This window comes from Bacteroides sp. UBA939 (assembly GCF_002293435.1).
Classification (GTDB): Bacteria; Bacteroidota; Bacteroidia; order Bacteroidales; family Bacteroidaceae; genus Bacteroides.
Window position 1 is genome coordinate 1 of sequence record NZ_DBDF01000204.1, and the last position, 18,628, is coordinate 18,628.

At 43.7% G+C, this 18,628-nt stretch carries 14 protein-coding genes; 1 reads left to right on the top strand and 13 read right to left on the bottom strand.

The features are described 5' to 3' along the window. Both B2Z67_RS13145 and B2Z67_RS13150 read right to left on the bottom strand, forming a co-directional pair. Positions 1–1,693: DUF6443 domain-containing protein (locus tag B2Z67_RS13145; protein WP_291530295.1), on the bottom strand; the 1,693-nt coding region annotated here is incomplete at its 3' end. 3 nt (positions 1,694–1,696) lie between these two features. Beyond that, entirely contained in the window at positions 1,697–4,663 is a 2,967-nt protein-coding gene (locus B2Z67_RS13150) for a hypothetical protein (protein ID WP_291530296.1), read from the bottom strand. 232 nt (positions 4,664–4,895) lie between these two features. Between B2Z67_RS13150 and B2Z67_RS13155 the strand changes: the two genes are divergently transcribed. Next, the gene (locus B2Z67_RS13155) at positions 4,896–5,087 is read left to right on the top strand and encodes a hypothetical protein (RefSeq protein WP_291530297.1); all 192 of its coding nucleotides are present in this window, start codon (positions 4,896–4,898) and stop codon (positions 5,085–5,087) included. Between the two features lie 629 nt (positions 5,088–5,716). Here B2Z67_RS13155 and B2Z67_RS13160 read toward each other — a convergent pair. The 11 genes from B2Z67_RS13160 to B2Z67_RS13210 all read right to left on the bottom strand — a co-directional run bounded on the left by B2Z67_RS13160 (position 5,717) and on the right by B2Z67_RS13210 (position 18,623). Next, entirely contained in the window at positions 5,717–8,101 is a 2,385-nt protein-coding gene (locus tag B2Z67_RS13160; protein WP_291530298.1) for an NAD(P)H-dependent oxidoreductase subunit E, read from the bottom strand. After that, the gene (locus B2Z67_RS13165) at positions 8,091–9,140 is read right to left on the bottom strand and encodes a PDDEXK nuclease domain-containing protein (protein ID WP_291530299.1); all 1,050 of its coding nucleotides are present in this window, start codon (positions 9,138–9,140) and stop codon (positions 8,091–8,093) included. The genes B2Z67_RS13160 and B2Z67_RS13165 overlap by 11 nt, the downstream gene beginning before the upstream one ends. 54 nt (positions 9,141–9,194) lie before the next feature. Next, a complete protein-coding gene (locus B2Z67_RS13170) occupies positions 9,195–9,515 on the bottom strand; it encodes a hypothetical protein (protein WP_291530300.1) in 321 nt (106 codons plus the stop codon). A gap of 2 nt (positions 9,516–9,517) precedes the next feature. Continuing rightward, a complete protein-coding gene (locus B2Z67_RS13175) occupies positions 9,518–11,326 on the bottom strand; it encodes a PQQ-binding-like beta-propeller repeat protein (RefSeq protein ID WP_291530301.1) in 1,809 nt (602 codons plus the stop codon). A 74-nt stretch (positions 11,327–11,400) separates the two neighbouring features. Next, the gene (locus B2Z67_RS13180; RefSeq protein ID WP_291530302.1) at positions 11,401–12,126 is read right to left on the bottom strand and encodes an SIMPL domain-containing protein; all 726 of its coding nucleotides are present in this window, start codon (positions 12,124–12,126) and stop codon (positions 11,401–11,403) included. A gap of 5 nt (positions 12,127–12,131) precedes the next feature. Next, a complete protein-coding gene (locus B2Z67_RS13185) occupies positions 12,132–12,608 on the bottom strand; it encodes a DUF2007 domain-containing protein (protein WP_291530303.1) in 477 nt (158 codons plus the stop codon). A 321-nt stretch (positions 12,609–12,929) separates the two neighbouring features. After that, on the bottom strand, positions 12,930–14,192 hold the full coding sequence (locus B2Z67_RS13190) for a 4Fe-4S binding protein (RefSeq protein WP_291530304.1): 1,263 nt from the start codon (positions 14,190–14,192) through the stop codon (positions 12,930–12,932). A 2-nt stretch (positions 14,193–14,194) separates the two neighbouring features. Further along, positions 14,195–14,764 (bottom strand): twin-arginine translocation signal domain-containing protein, encoded by a 570-nt coding sequence (locus B2Z67_RS13195; protein ID WP_291530305.1) that lies wholly within the window; start codon positions 14,762–14,764, stop codon positions 14,195–14,197. Between the two features lie 88 nt (positions 14,765–14,852). After that, on the bottom strand, positions 14,853–16,124 hold the full coding sequence (locus B2Z67_RS13200; RefSeq protein WP_291530306.1) for a PQQ-binding-like beta-propeller repeat protein: 1,272 nt from the start codon (positions 16,122–16,124) through the stop codon (positions 14,853–14,855). 45 nt (positions 16,125–16,169) lie between these two features. Beyond that, complete coding sequence (locus B2Z67_RS13205; protein ID WP_291530307.1) at positions 16,170–17,192, bottom strand: hypothetical protein; 1,023 nt, start codon at positions 17,190–17,192, stop codon at positions 16,170–16,172. A 9-nt stretch (positions 17,193–17,201) separates the two neighbouring features. After that, a complete protein-coding gene (locus B2Z67_RS13210; RefSeq protein ID WP_291530308.1) occupies positions 17,202–18,623 on the bottom strand; it encodes a PQQ-binding-like beta-propeller repeat protein in 1,422 nt (473 codons plus the stop codon). Positions 18,624–18,628: the final 5 nt, after the last annotated feature.

Sequence of the window (18,628 nt, forward strand, 5' to 3'; positions counted from 1 at the left end):
TGGCATTGTTATTCTTCCGGTTGCTCTTTAGCCTTCCCAGTTCATCGTAGGTGTTTGCGGAAAGGGCCATTTCCGACGCTGTATTCAGTTTATATTTAGTTGTCAGCAACCGCCCGGCATGGTCGTAAGTATAGGTGTAGATTTCCGTCTGCGTAGTCTTGTTGGTAGCCGCATGTACATGTTTCCGTTTGGTAGCCTGTCCGGTGAAGTTGTATGCGAAATATTCCTTTTCGGTGCCGCCGGCAAGGTGGTTGTTGGACTTGGTTTGAACCACCCTTCCGTGATAGTCATAATACATTACCGAGTATAGGTAGGTTGACGACAGCGTTCCGTCCGAATTTATTTGGGCGGTAAGCGTGCCTGTGAGCAGGCCTTTGTTCCTAATCTTGTTGCTGGTGGTGTAATCCGCTCCGTACCAAATACCATAACCAGCTTCGGGCGTGTATTTCACATTTTCATTCGTATTAACGGGTATGTTGTTTTTCCCCAGGAAGTCATAATCATCATAGTAGTTTACAGTGAGCACGGTAGGGGTTGTAAGCGTAACGCCCGAGATCGTGTATCCTTTGTATGTTCCCGTTGTATTGTTTCGAGTGGCTTTTGCTACGATACTGCTTAACGGAGGTGTGGTCGCCAACGCATTGTAGCTGTTGGTGCAGATTCCGGTTACGCAGACACGACCAAACATGTCAGGTATGGCGAATGTCCATTCTTTCGGGGATTTTTTCCGTTGCTCACCGTCTTGAGAGAAAATAACCCGGTCAGCTTTGTCATATATGTAATATGTCCAGTCGCCACCCGGAAGGCGTTTGGCTCTACAGCGGTTGTATTTGTCGTACATATACAAATAAGCGTAGTTTCTCAGAATAGCGGAACTGACGTTCGACCACGATGAAGTGGCGCTACTTCCTTTTAATGCGTCTGAGGCGAGAGGGGGAAGGACGGCTACTTTGTTTCCATTTGCATCGTACACATAATAGGTATCATGGAGAATTTTTGTATTGCCATTACGTAGAACCTGACGAGTGAGCATCACCCGCCCAAGGTTGTCGCTGAATTCAAAGATGGTGTTACCGTCCTCATCTGCAGTACGGATAACATGGAGTGACCCCGTAAGGCAATTACCACTGTTTGCTATTGATACTAATGTATCAGTGTTAGAGTCAGTATAACCTCCACTGTAGTTTATACAGTTCAAGGTGTCGTTGCCCGAAACGTTGGTGAAGTAATCGGTCTTTACCCCGCGTGAGTTATTTTGCCAAGCAGTGCCAGGGCCATATTGTCCCAGTGCGCGGTTCAGAGGGGAAGATTCGTATACGGGGCGAGAATAAGGGTTCTGGTCTGCGTTCAGTGTTTTTGCCGCCGCCTTTACCGTTGCTGGATTGACGTAAGCTCCGTCGGTAGCAGACGTGCCGGGAAGCCATGAGTTTGCACTCCGTCCGAATTCATCGTATTCCTGTAGCGTCACAAGGTCTTTGCTTGTAGGAGTAATCTTCCGCTGCACGGTCTGCGCCGGGCGACCAAGTCCATCGAAGTATTGAATGTTATCCAAGTATTTAGTTCCGTCCTCGCTTGTATAAGTACGGGTCAGTATATAATTCTGATTGGCGGATTGGGCATGCACCTGATGAAATGTGCCGACAGGGAATAAGCACGATACCGACAACAGGATAGTAAGTATATTCGTTCTCATGGCTTATTGATTTTGATAATTATAATTAAATGTCTGGATATTTTTTTCGGTTGTACCTTCCTTTACATAGATACGCTTCAGCCTGTCGAATGAATCATATTCATAATAGGTGGTAATGCCTGACGGATCGGTTGCGGTAAGTATGCCTACTAAAGGTTTATAAGTATAAACTGTGACAAAAGCGTTTGATAATTTTGTTCCTAATGACTTGATAGTATTGATTGTAGCCTGATCCGGATTTTTATTACTTGCCAGTGTGGTCATATTCATGTTTAAAGCTGTGCTTACCTGACTGTACGTAGCGCCTATGATTTCAGCTATAGGATAGTGATAGTTATAACTCCATATACAAGACACAGGGGTTCCGTCCAGGCGAGTGTATTGCAATAAGTTACCTTTTTCGTCATACTTATCATAAGTGAGTTCAATACGTGGGGTACGGCCAAACGTAACATAATCAGGAAGAATAGCATTGCTGGGATAATTGTAATATTCATTATAAATAGTACTTCCATTGTATGTCTCTATCTTTTTTTCTCCTATAATAGTGGATAGCATATTGCGTCGAGCCAATTCCGTATCAGATGACGGATAAGTATATTCCTCAAATAAATCATCTTCTCCCCCAATACTCTTTTCCATTATTTTTAATGTTAGCTGGTTACGGGTGTTGTATTGATATTGTTCTGCAGCCGTAGTTGGATGTGTACCTGCAGGAGAATAATTTGTAGTTGTTTTTCTGGAAAGAAGACGCCCGCTGTCTCTTAATATGGCGTACTCCATGAGGTCATAGGCCGACGTTATGTAATCGTATGGAGAGTTTCCTACATTATGATATGTTTCAAAATATACTTTACGAATTAATCTTATTCCATAGAAAGCCTCCGGATCGTTACTTTTATATGCGGGAATATATTCGTATTGCTCTTCCCGGATTTTTATATCATCATTATTATAGAAGCTGCGGTTTGCCAGCAGAGGCTTATATCCCGAATGATATGTTTTGATTCCCTTAGAGTATCCGTTGTTTATGATAGTATACGTACCTGAAGGGAGTGATATTCCGTCCATATAATCAATCGTGTATTGCCGGTATATATTATATCGGGATACTGTTTTCCCATTTGTTATGCCATCAGCTTCTCTTACCTGATAGGTTGTAACCTGGGGATAATTAACTTGAAACATCGAATTATCTATTTCGCCAAGAGGTTTATTGGAATAATTCCTTGCTATCTTTTGCAAATAGTAAGGGCTGGAATACTGAATATAATATGTTTCATTGGCAAACAGGTCTTTAGAGAAATGAATATTGGCAATTCCTGTCCCGTTTTCATTTTCTCCATATTTGAAGATGGTGGTAACCGCTTCGCTGTCGGCCCCTACAGACTTTATCTTTTTTATCCGTTGTCCGCCCCCGCTTACAATAACGGAAGGGTTAGGAAATTTATGAGGTTCGTATTCATACTCGGAATACCCCCCGGTAGGATATGTGAGCTTTTTTAGAGAGAAGTAATGAATTACACTTTGATCATTGGCTGAGCGATCCAGCAGACGTGAATAAAATAACTGTCCAACTGAAAGTACAGGCGGCTTACTACCTCCAGTATATACATATTTGTCATTTTCAAATTCTTTATGCAAAAATGGTTCATAAGCTTCACTGCCTTTATCTTTATAAAATCCCCATTGGTCGGCGTATAAGCGATTAGATTGAATACTTGTCATTGAATCCGGGCCATAGTATTCAAGATTGTATTTTTGTTCGGATTGACTTCTCGAATGGATTGTAACCGATTCCAGTAAATGATGAGCATATCCTCCTAAACTCCCATCGCTGAGTGTTATAGGTACATTTTTGTAATTTAGAACGAACCTCCTTAATATTTCATTATTTTGTCTATTTGTTACAACTATTTCTTTGATAAGTTGGTATGGAGGAAGTATTTCGATACTGGGATTCCTTCCATTTCTTTTAAACTCAACAATTATATCATCCGTTTCTATTTTCTGAATATAAAACATATCTTCGTATCTGAAAGCGGACTCGGACGGAGCCACTCTGGATGTTGAAAATTCCGAATTTTCTGCTCTAGTGGCAGGAGTAGTTACCATCCATGGCTCAACTATCGAAGACGTTCTACCGCGATGTGACTGTCCCTGAGAGAATTTTTCATATCTGAAGTTTATTATATCGTTAAACGGAGAAACAATCTGACGCAGTGGCCAGCTTGTCGGGGATCCTACACCCTCCCCGCTTATTAGTTCGTGCAAATCAGTGTTGTCCTGTTTACCGCCAAAATAATAATTGAATCCGTTGCCGTCTATAATATGCGTCTCGTTCCGTGCTACTTTATTGAGTTTGTCAAGATTATCCTCTATCTTTACCGTCTGAATGGCACTTCCCGAATTATTCCCTTGTGAAATCAGAAATTGCCCGTTGGAAGAAGGCAATATATAAGAAAACCGGTCATATTCACCATCTATATTGAGTTTCCACGGATTGATCCATTCAGATCGATCATATTCTTCTCTCCAAACAACCATACTGGACAGGTAAGCATCCAATTCGTAACCTGAGCCAATATTTGTGAAATAATAATCAAATTCGTCTCTGTCATATTTTTCATAGTAAAAATCATCTCTTCCGTTGATACTTCGGCTTACTCTATATCCTCCGGCATTGATACTCCATCCTGCCCCGACTTCTCCATCATATTGTTTATAACGGATTCCTCCGGCATGATATGACAAAGTAATGGGGATTGTTAATCCTTTGACCTTTACTTCATAAAGGGGAATATTAATCTCCGGTAACCCATTATATTCTGTTATCTGATGATTCAGATATTTTTGAAACAACTGGGCTTGGGGCGATGGAGGAATGATTTGAGGCTGTTGAACGGAGGATTGCCCCCATAAAATTGCCGTGCACAAAAAAAATAGAACTGTTGCTGTCGTTTTTTTCATAGGATTATACATTTAATTTTTAAATAATAATTCTGTTTGTAAATACTTCGTTTGCAGTTGTCCTTAGCGCATAGTTCTAGCAGATCAGGCTTGAATAATTTAAGGTTTATAATAGAAAACTCTTTCTGTTAATTCAGTACCAAACCGCAACATCACAAATATAGAAATAAATTCTGAATAATTGCAATAGTTGGTCGTGTTTTTTTGAAAAAAGATAGAACTTTTCATACTAATGATTGTATCTCAATCACTTACGCGCATTGTCTTCGCCGTACCAAAACCGGATCAAAGCCGTGTCAAAGCCGTGTCTGTTCCCTACCTGCTCCGTATAAAGGTACCCTTATACGGAGCAGCTAAGGCTTTGATACGGACAAGATACGGAGCGGATCTCCCCGTGAATCATCTGTTTGCTACCACTTGGTGAGTGTAAATCCGTCCCGTGAGACAAATTTTACCGTCCCATGAGACGAATTTCACAGTCTCACGAGATGAATTCCGAGGCTTTAGCTTTGCAATTATGAATAATGCAGGTCAGTCATACCCCCAAATCATGTGTTTGCACCGCATATAGATGGTACTTACACCGCCTATATGCGGTTCGCGAACGGGATATAGATGGTGAAAACACGGGATATAGATGGTGTGCGCACCGCATATATCCCGTTCGAGCACCATCTATATCCCGTGCAGCCAAAAATCAGGAATCCGAGGGGCACAAGTATTACAGTTGAGGAACACAAGCATTGCATTTATGAAACACAAGCAATACATTTACGAAACACAAGTGTTCTGTGCGAACCACGCAAGTGTTTCTCAAAAGGCTTTATAGCAATAACAAGAAGGCGTGTAGGTAAAAAAGCTGCATACACCCTAAAAAAGTTGCTGCCACCACTACTCTAACGCCCATGAATAAGGCGATACAGCGTGTGAGTGTAGGTATGCAAGTAAAAATGTAAAATCATGGGATATGCGCGCGCACACATACACGCGCACGTACATAAGGTGTATATAGCGTGCGATACGTATATTGAGCAATAAACTCCGCAAACTCTATCAAATGGCTGCCACCTTTTTTATGGCGTCGAAGCTACACTCGTCAATGCATAGTCCACACTGCACACAGGCTTTGGTATCAATGGTATGAACTTCATACGGCGTATACGGAATGGCATCAACCGGACAAGCCTTGGCGCACTTGGTACAACCTACACAATCGTCGGTTATGGTGTACTTAATCATATCCTTGCATGTTCCTGTCCTGCAAATTCCGTTTACGTGCTCCTCATACTCGTGGCGGAAGTACTTCAGGGTAGTGAGTACCGGATTCGGCGCACTTCTGCCCAATCCGCAAAGCGATGATTTCTTTATGTTGAGCGCTAATTCTTCGAGCTTGTCAATGTCCCCCATCTCGGCTTTTCCACTGCATAGCTTGTCGAGTATATCCAGCATACGGCGGATTCCGACACGGCAGAATGTACACTTGCCGCACGACTGCTCGCAGGTGAAGCTCAGGAAGTAACGGGCAACATCCACCATACAGTCCTTTTCGCTTAATACCACCAAACCACCGGAACCCATCATGGCGCCCATCTGGTTGAAAGCGTCAAAGTCCACCTGAACATCGCACAGGTGTGCGGGAATACAACCGCCCGAAGGACCGCCGATCTGCACGGCTTTCAGCTTTTCGCCTCCCTCTACGCCGCCGCCGATGTCGTCAATAATCTGATTGAGCGTGATGCCCATCGGAACTTCAATCAGCCCGCCGTGGCGTATTTTCCCCGCGAGGGCGAATACCTTTGTACCTTTGCTCCCGTCCGTTCCCACCTGGCTGTACGTGTCCGCACCGTTTCTTACGATGTAGGGGATTTGGCTCAGCGTTTCTACGTTGTTGACCAATGTGGGGCGGCCGAACAGTCCTTCAACGGCAGGATAAGGCGGGCGTTGCCTGGGAAATCCCCGTTCACCTTCAATAGAGGCAATCAGCGCCGTTTCTTCACCGCAGACAAAAGCTCCTGCACCTTCAAAAATAGAAATGTCAAACGAAAAGTTGCTCCCCGCAATGTTCTTTCCGATAAGATTCCGTTCACGGCAAAGCTCAATAGCGGTGCGGATGCGGATAACTGCCAACGGATATTCGGCGCGGATATAGAATACTCCCTTGTCGGCTCCTACGGCGTATCCGGCTATAATCATGCCCTCAATCACTCGAAACGGATACGACTCCAACATCATCCTGTCCATGAATGCGCCGGGGTCACCCTCGTCGCCATTACAGATGACGTACTTTTCTTCTTTATCGGAAGCCGCTACGATTTCCCACTTCTTTCCGGTTAAGAAACCTCCGCCGCCGCGTCCGCGGATGCCGCTTTTCAGTATGGTTTGAATTGTCTCTTTACGGGTGTGCGATGAAATGGTATTGCTGAGTGCGTTGAAACCACCGTGAGCTATGTACTCATCAATATTCAGCGGTGCAAGAAAGCCGTAGCCTTCGGTGGAGATGTGTTTTTGTCCCGTAAGGAAACTGTCGATAACGCCTGTCCGTTCATTTTCGTTTTTCCACACTACGTTGTCCCAGGTGATATCTGTATGGAAGGTGTCAATATGGTTCAGCAAACTGTTTTTTATCCGCTTGAAGTAGCCGGCAGGCTTAAAATGGTGATGCAGGATTTCCTTTATTTCGGTAGCCTTCACGTTGGGATAGCGGGTAATTGCGCCGTCCGGCATTACTACATCTATCAGCGGTACTTTGTTGCATACTCCCACACAGCCCACCGATTTGATATTCACATCAATACCCAGTTCGTTGGCGGCATTTTCCAGTTCCTTATAAATATCCGTCGAGCCGCTTGCCTGGCAACAGGAACCCATGCCGAGGCGGATTTCTCCTGCAATTCTACGTCGGGCGCTCTGCACCTCTTCCTTTTCTTTTTCTTCCTGTTGAGAGAGAAAGTCTTCAATGACTTCATTCACCCTTCCGGGCATAACATGGCCGTATATCTTCTCGTCTATTTGCACCACCGGAGCCAGCGTACAACACCCCAAGCAGGCAATTTTCTCTATTGAGAAAAGCTGGTCGGCAGTGGTAATGCTTTCATCTTCCATTTTCAGTTCCCGTTTGAAAGAGTCGTACACATTGCCGGCTCCTTTCACGTGGCAGGCTGTTCCGGTACAGACTTTGATAAGATGTTTCCCATAAGGGATATGGCGGAACCCTGAATAGAAAGTAGAGACACTGATTAATTGCGCACGGTCAATCTCCGTCTTTTCATATATACGTTCAATAGCTACCGAAGGAAGATAACTGAACTTCTCCTGTAATGCCTGTAACAAAGGTATGATGGTGTGCCGGGATGTACCAACCTGTTCAATGATGGCATCCACTCCGGCTATTATATCATCTTTTGTTCGACCTATATTATTTTTACAATCACATGCCATAAGCGCTATTCTCCATGTTATCTATATCCAACTGAGCTTTCACCCTTTTTTCTATATCATCTGCACTTGGCAGTGTATCAACAAACTCGGCAGGTACAAAATCACTCAACTTGTATTCGCTTACGCCTATTGGTTTGTTGATGTCCTTCAAGGCGTATTCGGCAGTCAGTTTATCTCTCGTTTTGCAAAGCATAATACCAATAGTGGGATTATCTTGCGGATGTTTCAATATGTCGTCGATAGCAGAGAGATAAAAATTGAGTTTGCCCGCATATTCGGGCTTAAATTCTGTGTTTTTGAGTTCTATCACCACATAGCAACGCAATTTGGTGTTATAGAACAACAAGTCGATATAATAATCCCGGTTACTTATTTCCAGATGATACTGATTGCCGATAAAAGCAAAGCCTGTACCGAGTTCGAGCAATGTTTTGGCGATGTTGGCTATAAGTTCGTTTTCTATTTCGCGTTCAATAATCCCATCTCTTTTTTCAATGAAATCAAAGACGAAAGGGCTTTTCAATGTCTCTGTTGCCAGTTTGCTTTGTGGATCAGGTAACAACCGTTCATAATTGGTTGCTTTCTCACTTATAGCTTGCCTTTCATAAGTTTTCATTTGAAGACGGTCTTCCAGAACACTAACAGACCATCCATTCTCTATTGTTTGCTCACCATACCATTTATAGATATTCTGATCTTTGATTTTAATAAGCAATGCTGTATTGTGTGTCCAACTCAATTTTGCAGCCACTGACTGCAAAATTCGTTCATCGGTAATTATTTCGGCAAATCTCTTCATATAATTGAGATTTCTAACTGAATACCCTTTTGCTTCCGGAAACGCCAACTTTATATCTTTAGCAAGATTATCCACAAACTTATTCCCATATTTTACATTGGCAGATATGGCCTTCCCGATGTTCCAAAACAGTATAATCTGTTCTCTGTTTATATCAAGAACCGCTCTATACTGAGCTTCGCGAATCTGCTTTTTTATATCGCTCAGAATTTCGAAATATTCGTTGTTATTGATTAGCATAATGTGCTCTCCTGTCCATTCTATTATTAATTTTCTCCACCATGTTATTCATAATTAAGGGAGTTCAATTTGTCTTTCTTTCATTTCTTTCATTCCTTTCAGGATAACTTTCAGTTTCTCTTTTATGTAATTGGCAAATTCACCTTTTGCAATATCTATAAATGTTCGTGTATCCCAATTTTTATAATAATCATCCAAATATTGAAAGCCATAAGGCCAGCATATATCAGGTTTGCCACTCAGACAATCTAAACTTTCTTCTAATAAAGTAATCTCCGTATATCTTCTACATTTAGGCTGTGACCAACTTAATATTCCAGACACTGTCTGGAAAATATGGTACTTCAGGTTGTTTACTTTCGCTATCTCATTCATAATTACCTCTCCGCCACACAATAAATACTATTCTCTGTTCTCACTACAATTTTCCCATCCGTAAAGGCAGGAGTGGCAAATGTCTTCTCGCCTGTTTCAAAAGCGTTCAACAGCTGGAATTCATTATTGGCAGCAAATATGTGCATCTTTCCGTCGTTGCTGAAGAGATAAACCTTTCCTTCGGCAATGATGGGGGAAGAGTAAAATTCCGTATTCAGTTCATGCCCCTTGCGTAATTCTCCTGTTTGGACATCGTAAGCAGCAGCAACGCCGTAACTGGTGGCGAGGTAGAGATTATTTTTTGTCGCAACCGGACTGGATACTTCGGGAAGGAAGTCATGACTTTCCCATAAAACAGTACCGTCGGTTCCGTTGATAGCAACCAATGTGGAGTTTTCGCTGGCGCCGAAAACAATACCATTGGAACTGCAAGCACTGGCGCTAACCTCTCCCGACAGACATTCTACACGCCACAACTCTTCGCCGTTGTTCGGATTGTAAGCCGTGACTGCCGGATTTCCCATTAGCACCAATTGGGGAGAGTTATTGACATAAGCTATGATGGGAGAACTCCATGTGATTTTCTCTTTCCGCTCTTTGCTCCACACTTGAGCGCCGGTTGCAAGATTGAAAGCAATCAATTTAGGAGATTTCTGATTGTCGTACTGGACAATAACCAAGTTGCCGAATGTCAGCAGCGAAGAAGCATATCCGTAGTGATTATCAGGTACACCGAGGTTCTTTGCCCAAAGCTGTTTGCCATCCATATCGGCGCATATAATATCACCGGTGGCAAATATGGCGCAGACCTGTTTGCCGTTCGTAGCCACAGTTGATGCCGCCAAGCCGGTATCCTCAGTGGTTTTGGGCATTTGCGAAGGAGATCCGGATATATTTGCCGCAGCCAACGACCATATCTTGTCTCCGGTAGTCAAGTCATAACAATACAGTTCGCGGGCTTGCTCGTCGGCGCCGGAAAAAAAGACTTTGTTTCCATTAATTACCGGAGAGTTGTATCCTTTGCGAGGTATCTTTTGTTTCCATGCTATGTTCGTTCCTTTGGCTAAGTCCCATTTCACCGGTAACCCTTTAGCGGAAGATACGCCATTGGAGTTGTTTCCACGGAAAGCATTATGAGTGATTTTGGAGATGACAGGCTGTACGGTTCCCGTAGCGACCGTATCTATTGCTGTTTTTACCGTATCTGCATCTGCTACAGCTTTTGCTGTGTCTTCATCAATAGCGATTGTATCTTCTTCAACCGGAGAAATGATAGGACTGTTTGTATCTTCGGAAACCTCCTGTGCATCGGCTATCATTTCAGATTGCTCCTTATCTTCAGGTTGCCCCAATTGTTTTAGAAAAGGAGAACTCAACAGAACGAAGACTACAGCCACAGCTACGATGCTTGTTGCCACCCAGGTCACATAGCCCCGCGCTTTTGTTTTAATCACCCATTCGTCAATCGGAGCAATATCCTTATCCGGAATGTTCTTGTCACGGGCAAAATAGAAACGGGTACAAACGATAAAGACAACCAGCATACCTATCAAGATATAGGCTCCGGTTTTCAAATGATCCATTTGCACGAAATAAGCTTTTCTTGCCAAAAGGTCAAGTTGACGTATCTGTTCCTGCAAAACCTGATTGTTTGCGTTCTGGTCGTTTATCCCTTTCAATGTTTCCATTACCTCGGTTTGTAGCGGCGTGGCGCCTCTCACCTGAAAATAATTGGTAATCAGCATGATTGAGAAAGTGACTATAAAAATAGCCGATACGATGGCAATGTTCCGGAGGATTGCTCTTTTCATGTTTTTAAAATCAATAGTTTGATATTTAGTATATATTCTTTTGTATCTGGGGCTTACGAATCAATATCTTGAGTTCACTCCAATGCAAACCGCACTAAAATTGTACTTTCAACTTTTATTTTCTCAAGTTCAATATCGGTTTCCGTTGAATTGTTCGATATACCTTGTATTTTCATATTTGGGTCTACATAACCGGCACCTCTGCCTCCTAATGTATTAGAAGCCACATAGGGAGTCATATTATCTGCTTCCCTGATAAATAAGGCTCTCCCTGTTTTTTGATTCAGCGCTGCGGCCAATAATTCAGCTTTCTCTTTCGCCGCTTTAATGGCGGACACTTTAACCTCCTTCCGGTACTGTTCAATCTTCGAATGCTCCGTTTTTTCGATTGATACATCCGATATTCCTAATTCCTGGAGTTCAAAGAATACCTTTTGCAAGGTTTTAGAGTCATGAACAATCAGTTGATATTGCTTTGAGAGTATTACTGCATTTGATTTTAAGATATACGCCCTTAAATTACTCGCAAAGTCTGCCAGCGACAGGTCTTTGCTTGTATCAATGCCAAGTGACGTCAGTTTGTTGATCATCTCTTTCTCAATTTCAGAGAGAGTCAATTTACCCTTATTGTTTTTGTCGCTCAACGTAATTTTCAAATAAATCATATCAGGCGAGATTTCCAGCTCTGCCTTTCCTGTGACTTCAATGTAGTTCTGGTCGATGAAGTTCTTCTCTCCCGACTGAGCGAATCCATTGATGGAAGCACTTAATAATAATAAACCTATAATCAACTTTCTCATACACTTCATAATTTATGTTTGTTCTTAAATTCTTGTTTACAGTTAAAGCAATAATGTTTTTTTTGAATAAACGGTGTAGGACACGCACATAATAGCGAAGTAAGCAGAAAGAGCCAGCCCGCTTTTTTGACTGGTGCAACTTCCCTCGAACCGCAATACGGGCATACTGCTTCCGCTTTGTTATTTGCATTTTCCTGTTCATGGGGATATCCATTCAACGGAAACAATTTGTCGGATACTTCTGAATCTCCGTCTTTAATATATCCCGCCTCTTCCAGAATTTCAACAGCCTGCTCCAAATCGTTCTCCCTGACCTGAAGTTTCACTCCACCAATGGCATTAGAATAAAAGGGGCTAACTTGAACCGTCAATTCATCCTGCACAAAACAAGTGATGCCTTCCGATTCTAATCTACCCCGGATTACCGCCACTTCGTATCCGAAAGTAGCTGTCAGAACGGTAATGAACTTTTCATTTTCCATCTTCTTTTTACCCGATCATACCTATTCCCTAAAACGTTAAGGTTTCAAAGGTACGAATTCTGTTAAAACCTTACAATAAGAAAACCTAAAAATAAGACTTCTGCATTTCACATTCAGTCATTGATTTCTATGCATTAATGATGTTGTGCCAACAGTTAGTGATGAGAAAATCCTTTCTAAGCTTTGAGAGATGCTCTCCATAGGGATGAAGATACCTGTGGTTAGGATGAAAGTTTATCTCCAGCCTGGAGATGAACATCTCTAAGTTGAAGATATGCATCTCCAGCTTGGAGATATATATCTCCTGTTTGAAGATAAAGATTACTTCTCTTTCAAGCTATTTTGCGGGCAATAACTGAAACACCTGCCACACGCCACGCAGCCGGCACGGTTAATTGCGTATTGCTTGCGCGTCCGTTTGACAGACAGTCCGATTAAAGTAATTCCAATAACAAGTCCGAATAAGGCGCCTGCAATGGTGGAATACAGTTTAAAATCGGCCTGCACTTTTTCATAAGTTTCGGTGAGTTCTTCGACAGTTCCTCCTTGTCCGTAGAATGCTTCCAAGTCAATGGAAAGAACATCTTGCGGATCGGCCTCGTGTGACATGACCATATCGTAGAGGCGTACATCTTTGTGAGCACGGCTCAAATCGCTGCTGACCGAACGCATGAGGAATGCCCCGGCAAGAAGCATGAACGGAAGGACTATCAGATAGGTAATAATACGTTTCACTCCCTGCAAACGGGTTTCTTTCACTTTGTTTTCGTAAGGAGGTTCGATGGCGTCCACCGGACAAGCATTGCGGCAAAGGTCACAGTTGATACATGTTTTCCGGGTCAGTTCAATCTTCCATACCGATACGCGGGAGAACAAACTTAACAGCGCTCCGTACGGACAAATGAAGCGGCAGAACGGTCTTCCCGTAAAGATGGATATTATAAGTAACAGAACACCAAATACAATCAACCCGAAATCTCCCCCTAACCGGAAGATTCCGATAAACGGATCAAAACGGCAGATGATGAAACTACTCCGCGTAACAGCGTACAGGATTGCATAGATGAGGTAAATCCAGGGAATCATACCCAATACAGTGGTTAGTGATTTGGGTAATCTATAGTTCTTCAGGTTCACCAGTTCCTGCAAGGCTCCAAACGGACAGACTCCGGCGCAAAACACCCTGCCAAACAAAAAGGCGAACAGGATGGGAAGGATAAAGAACAGTAATACGGATAAAGGCAAGATGTAGGTACTGTCGACCAATGCCAACGATACGTTTTGAATGGCGCCGATGCTACAGACACATCCGCTACGGAAGAATCCAAAATAGCCTACGGAGATGATAGACACCCATATAACAGGTTTGCGTGTCCGCTTTTTGAGTATCGCCCACGCAACAATGCCCATTAAGAGAATCAACAGGATAATATCAACAGTGACCCATGACATTTCGTCGGGTACAGGATAAGTTATTTCGGGATATTGATAGCCGGACTCGAAGTCGGGTTTGGGGAATCTGTTCTGAGCATTCACCTGTCCGAGAAACAGCAACGATAGGCCTGTTAAAAGTAACTTCTTCATCTTCATTCTTTTAGTTTATAAGCTGTTCCAAGCGGTACGCGGGTGATTGCGTCCGACGGACATACGGTAGCTATTGTACATTCATTGCAATCTGTGCACAAGTCACGTTTAATCTGGAGATAAAGTGAGCCGTTGCCGAAAGAACCGCATCCTTTAACACATTTCCCACATCCGTTGCACAAGTCTTCATTGATGGTATATTCAAAGTAAGGATCTTCCACGAATTTACGTTCGATGGCTCCGGTAGGGCACATCAGGTTTTCGGCGGCGGTATTAAGTTCCTTGACATTGGAGCGGTAGTATCCTCCACACAGGTCGCAGTAGCCGCATACCTTATTGGCATGAATACATTTGACGGCGGAAATGGGGAGTACGCATTCCGTTTCACACCGTCCGCACTGTGTACATTTCTGAGGGTCAATTTGCCAGTAATGACTTGCCTCTTGTCCTCTTGCTTTGTACACCAATCCTCCGAAAACAGAGAGGATTGTTCCGCCTGCTACAGCCGTTCCCAAAACCTGTAGGAATTTCCGGCGTGATACCGGACTATGTTTGTTTTCGTTTTCTTTCATCTATAATCAATATATCGTTTGGTTGTAACTTAGTGTAAATCATATCCCGTGCAAAAACCGTATAGAACACCTTTGCAGAACATGATTTTTACTTTCCAATGCACCATAAATGATTGGCAGTACGTATAATCAGTTGCTTTCCTGCTACGGCTATCGAGGCGCGGGTTAGTGCGTTCAATTCGTTTGTTGCAAGTATTTCCGCAGGTTCTTTCGGGTCGGCAGAGGGTTTCAATACGGTGGTTGTTCCTCGTTCAGAGAGTACGTAGATTTTTCCGTCGGCATAGAGTGGCGACGGGTTCAGTTGTCCGCCCCTCAAGCGAATTTGCCACAGGAACTCGCCCGTAGAGGCATCTAAGCAGCACACCCGGTTGTCGGGACATGTGTACAGATAGGGCTTTACGTACAGGAACGAGGACATCATCGGCGTATAACCTTCTTGCTTCCAAGCAATGTGGGTGGTCGTACAGTCTCCCTGCCCATCGGGACGAACCGCCATAATGGGTGCGCGGTTGGTGTGCGACGCATAAATCAGCCCGTCGCCTATAACGATAGACGGCACGCATGGTTCGCCAACGCTGGTGACAGTCCATATTAGTTTTCCGTCAGCGGGATTAAATCCTTGTATCACGTCACCTGCCGAACTGATTATCTGATCTTTGCCGTTGACTTGCATCACTGCCGGCGTGGAGTGTGCGATGCGTGTCATTCCCCTTGTTCCCCGCCAACGTTCTTTGCCGGTATTCTTATCGAGTGCCAGCAAATATGATTTGTCCCATAGTTCTTGGAAACCTAAGGACTTCGGTTCTTCACGGTTGCTATGATTAACAGCTAAAAGTAACAGGTCGCCATACAGAATTGGAGATGTTCCCATACCGTGATGGGAATAGAAATCCAGTTCGTTATTAGTCCATCGGATATTACCTTCAAAGTCTAAAGCAGCAAAACCACCACCACTAAAAACCGCAAAAACGGTTTTACCGTCTGTAGCCGGTGTTGGCGTAGCGTAAGAATTCATCTCATGCCTGTGTTGACTCGGTTGTTGTGTGAATACAATTTTATTCCAAAGAATTTTGCCGGTTATACGGTCTATAGCAATGACATGGCAATTCTTACCGTCTTCCGTTGCCGTGGTAACGAAAATATGATCATTCCAAACAATTGGTGATGACCACGCTTCGCCCGGGATATCTGTTTTCCAGGCTATGTTTTCTTCAGTGCTCCAGCGTACCGGAGTATCTTTTGCTTTAGAAATACCCTGACCATTAAGACCACGAAACTGAGCCCAGTTTTCCTGTCCCTGAGCGGAGACTGTAATAAATGCGAAAACACTGCAAACGCAGAGAAGAATTTTATTTTTCATGGTATATCCTTATATTATATGAATAATTTTTTCATTGATTGCAACTTATAATAGAACACCTTCTTTGAGCGGACAATTCACTTTGCAATCCGAGCAGGCCGTTTTTGCCGCCGATGTTCCGTCATATTGGAATATGGAAATCATATCCTTGCCTGCCACAAATAGTTTGTCTTTATGGTTTTTTATATCATAAGCCGTGCTACCGCCTCCCAGGGTTTTGCTATCAAGCAACACATTGCGGAATTTACCATCCGCACTATAGCAACTGATGCGCGGATTCCCTTTCTCGGAAGTGAGGATATTCCCCGCAGGAGTATATGTCAGGTGAACCGGATTACAGCATCCGCAGAACATGCCTGCAGCTCCTCCCGACTCTCCGAAAGAACCGATATATTCACCATCCGGGGTGTATTTTTCTACTTTATGTCTTCCCGGATTGGAACAATATACGGTTCCATTCGTATAAGTGATGCCGAAAGAATAGCTGGGGATGATGAAGCCGTCGGGACTTTGAATGAATCTCGTAAAACCGCCTTCCTTGGTATATTGGCAGATGTTTTTATTAGCTGCGTCCGTTACAAACACGGCTTCGGGGGTAACTGTCATCGAACAGTAATCGGATTGGTCGCTGCATGCCTCCCAGTCGCGCAGCCATTCGCCCTGCGGTGTGTAAACCTCAATCCGGGTGGGAAAAAGCAGATAGATATGATTGTCATCGGTAGCTATGTCGCGGACATTACTGCCGACAGCAAAGTTATTCATCAGGTTTCCTGCCGTATCATAGATAAAGATATTATTAGAGGCTGCAACTATAATCCGGGTGCCGTTCAGTTCAAAAGCTTCAATAAAATCAGGAACTTTGAAGGAGGATAACAGTTTGTAAGGAGATGGCAGTGCATCTTCTTTCCGGCTTTCCCCATTTCTTTGATGGGTTTCCTTCGGACTGACCAGGTTTCTGTGAAACAAAAAGCCCGTTAAGCCCACTATACTTCCCCCGGCAAGTAGAGAGCCACATGCCTGAATGAATTTCCTGCGCGATATCTTTTGGTTATCAGAGTTCTGTTCCATAGTTGAGAGTTATATTATTCTAAGACATTTTATGGTATGAGCATCCCGTACAATCAGCATTCCGTCAGCATAAGACAAAGGTCCCCAAGCGTCCGCCCCATCCATGATTCGCTGTTTCTTCAATAGTTTCATATTGCGTTGCCCCACTTCATACACATACAGTTCTCCGTCGTCTTTAAAAACGAACAGGTTCTTATTGATGATGATATAAGGGCCGAGGCCGAATTGTTCACCGGCAGCCGAAGTCCATACCGGCGAACGGAGGTTGGCAGGCGAATAGTAAACCAATCTGCCGCGGAGTCCGCCACCGTCTTTGGGCATTATGCTGATAATCATATTATTATATAGTATGGGCGTCTGCTGTTCGCTGGATAAACCTTCATTGGGTTTGTATTGGTCGGTAACTGTTGCAATCCATTTACCACCGGAATTATCTACCCGTAGCAAAGCTCCTCCCGTGCCATAGCCGGCTACCATAAATATCTGGTTGGATGATACCTGAAGCGGAGACGGAGCAACTACCGAAGGCTGCCATTTGCTTGTTTCCCACAATAAGGTTCCACGGTCTTTTTCTTCTGCCGAAACGGCGCAAATACCTCCAACGCCAATGTAAACGTACATTCTTTTGCCTCCCAATGTCATCGGCATAACCGAAGAATGGGACATCTTATAGTTAAGAGTGTTGGGAGTAGTCCAAAGAACCTCTCCGGTCAGGCAATCCAGTCCGGCAAGTAGTGTTTCTTCACCGGCGGGAGCCAGAATCAAAACATTATTATCGACACGCGGACACTGACCGGTGTACCAGAAAGGAACCTCAGTCTTAAATTCCTTTTGCATGTCGAGCGACCATTTCATATCACCGGTTACCGGGTCACAACACATCACATGCCCCTCCGGCCCGATTGTGATAATATAGTTGTCACCTATTGCCGGAACCGTACGTGAAAACCCGTGATTCCGTTTGATAGGTACGCGATACCATCTGCGCCAGAGTTCCTTGCCGGTTTCCAGCGAGAAGCAACGTAGAGCATCGGAACTCATTTGTTCATTGTAATCCAGGAAATATACTCTACCATTGTAGATTACCGACGCCGCATGTCCTTCTCCGGTTTCAACGCTCCATAGAACAGGGTATTCTTCTTCGGAAGTATTAATCGTTTCCGGCGTTTCTATGATATTGGATGTCAGTTCTCCTCGAAAGCTGCTCCACTTCCCGGTAAGCCCGGAGGAAACATCGTCGTATTTCATGAAAAACTCACCAATCAGCACATCATTTGCTGTTCGGGCCAATCCTTCTGGGCGGTTATCCGCACCGGGCGACTGTATAATAAGACTTTCCCGGGGAGTATAAAGATGCCACCCGACTAAAATACCGATATATACGAACACCATTAAGATTGTAACACCGGTTATGATCCTTTTATCTTTCACGATTA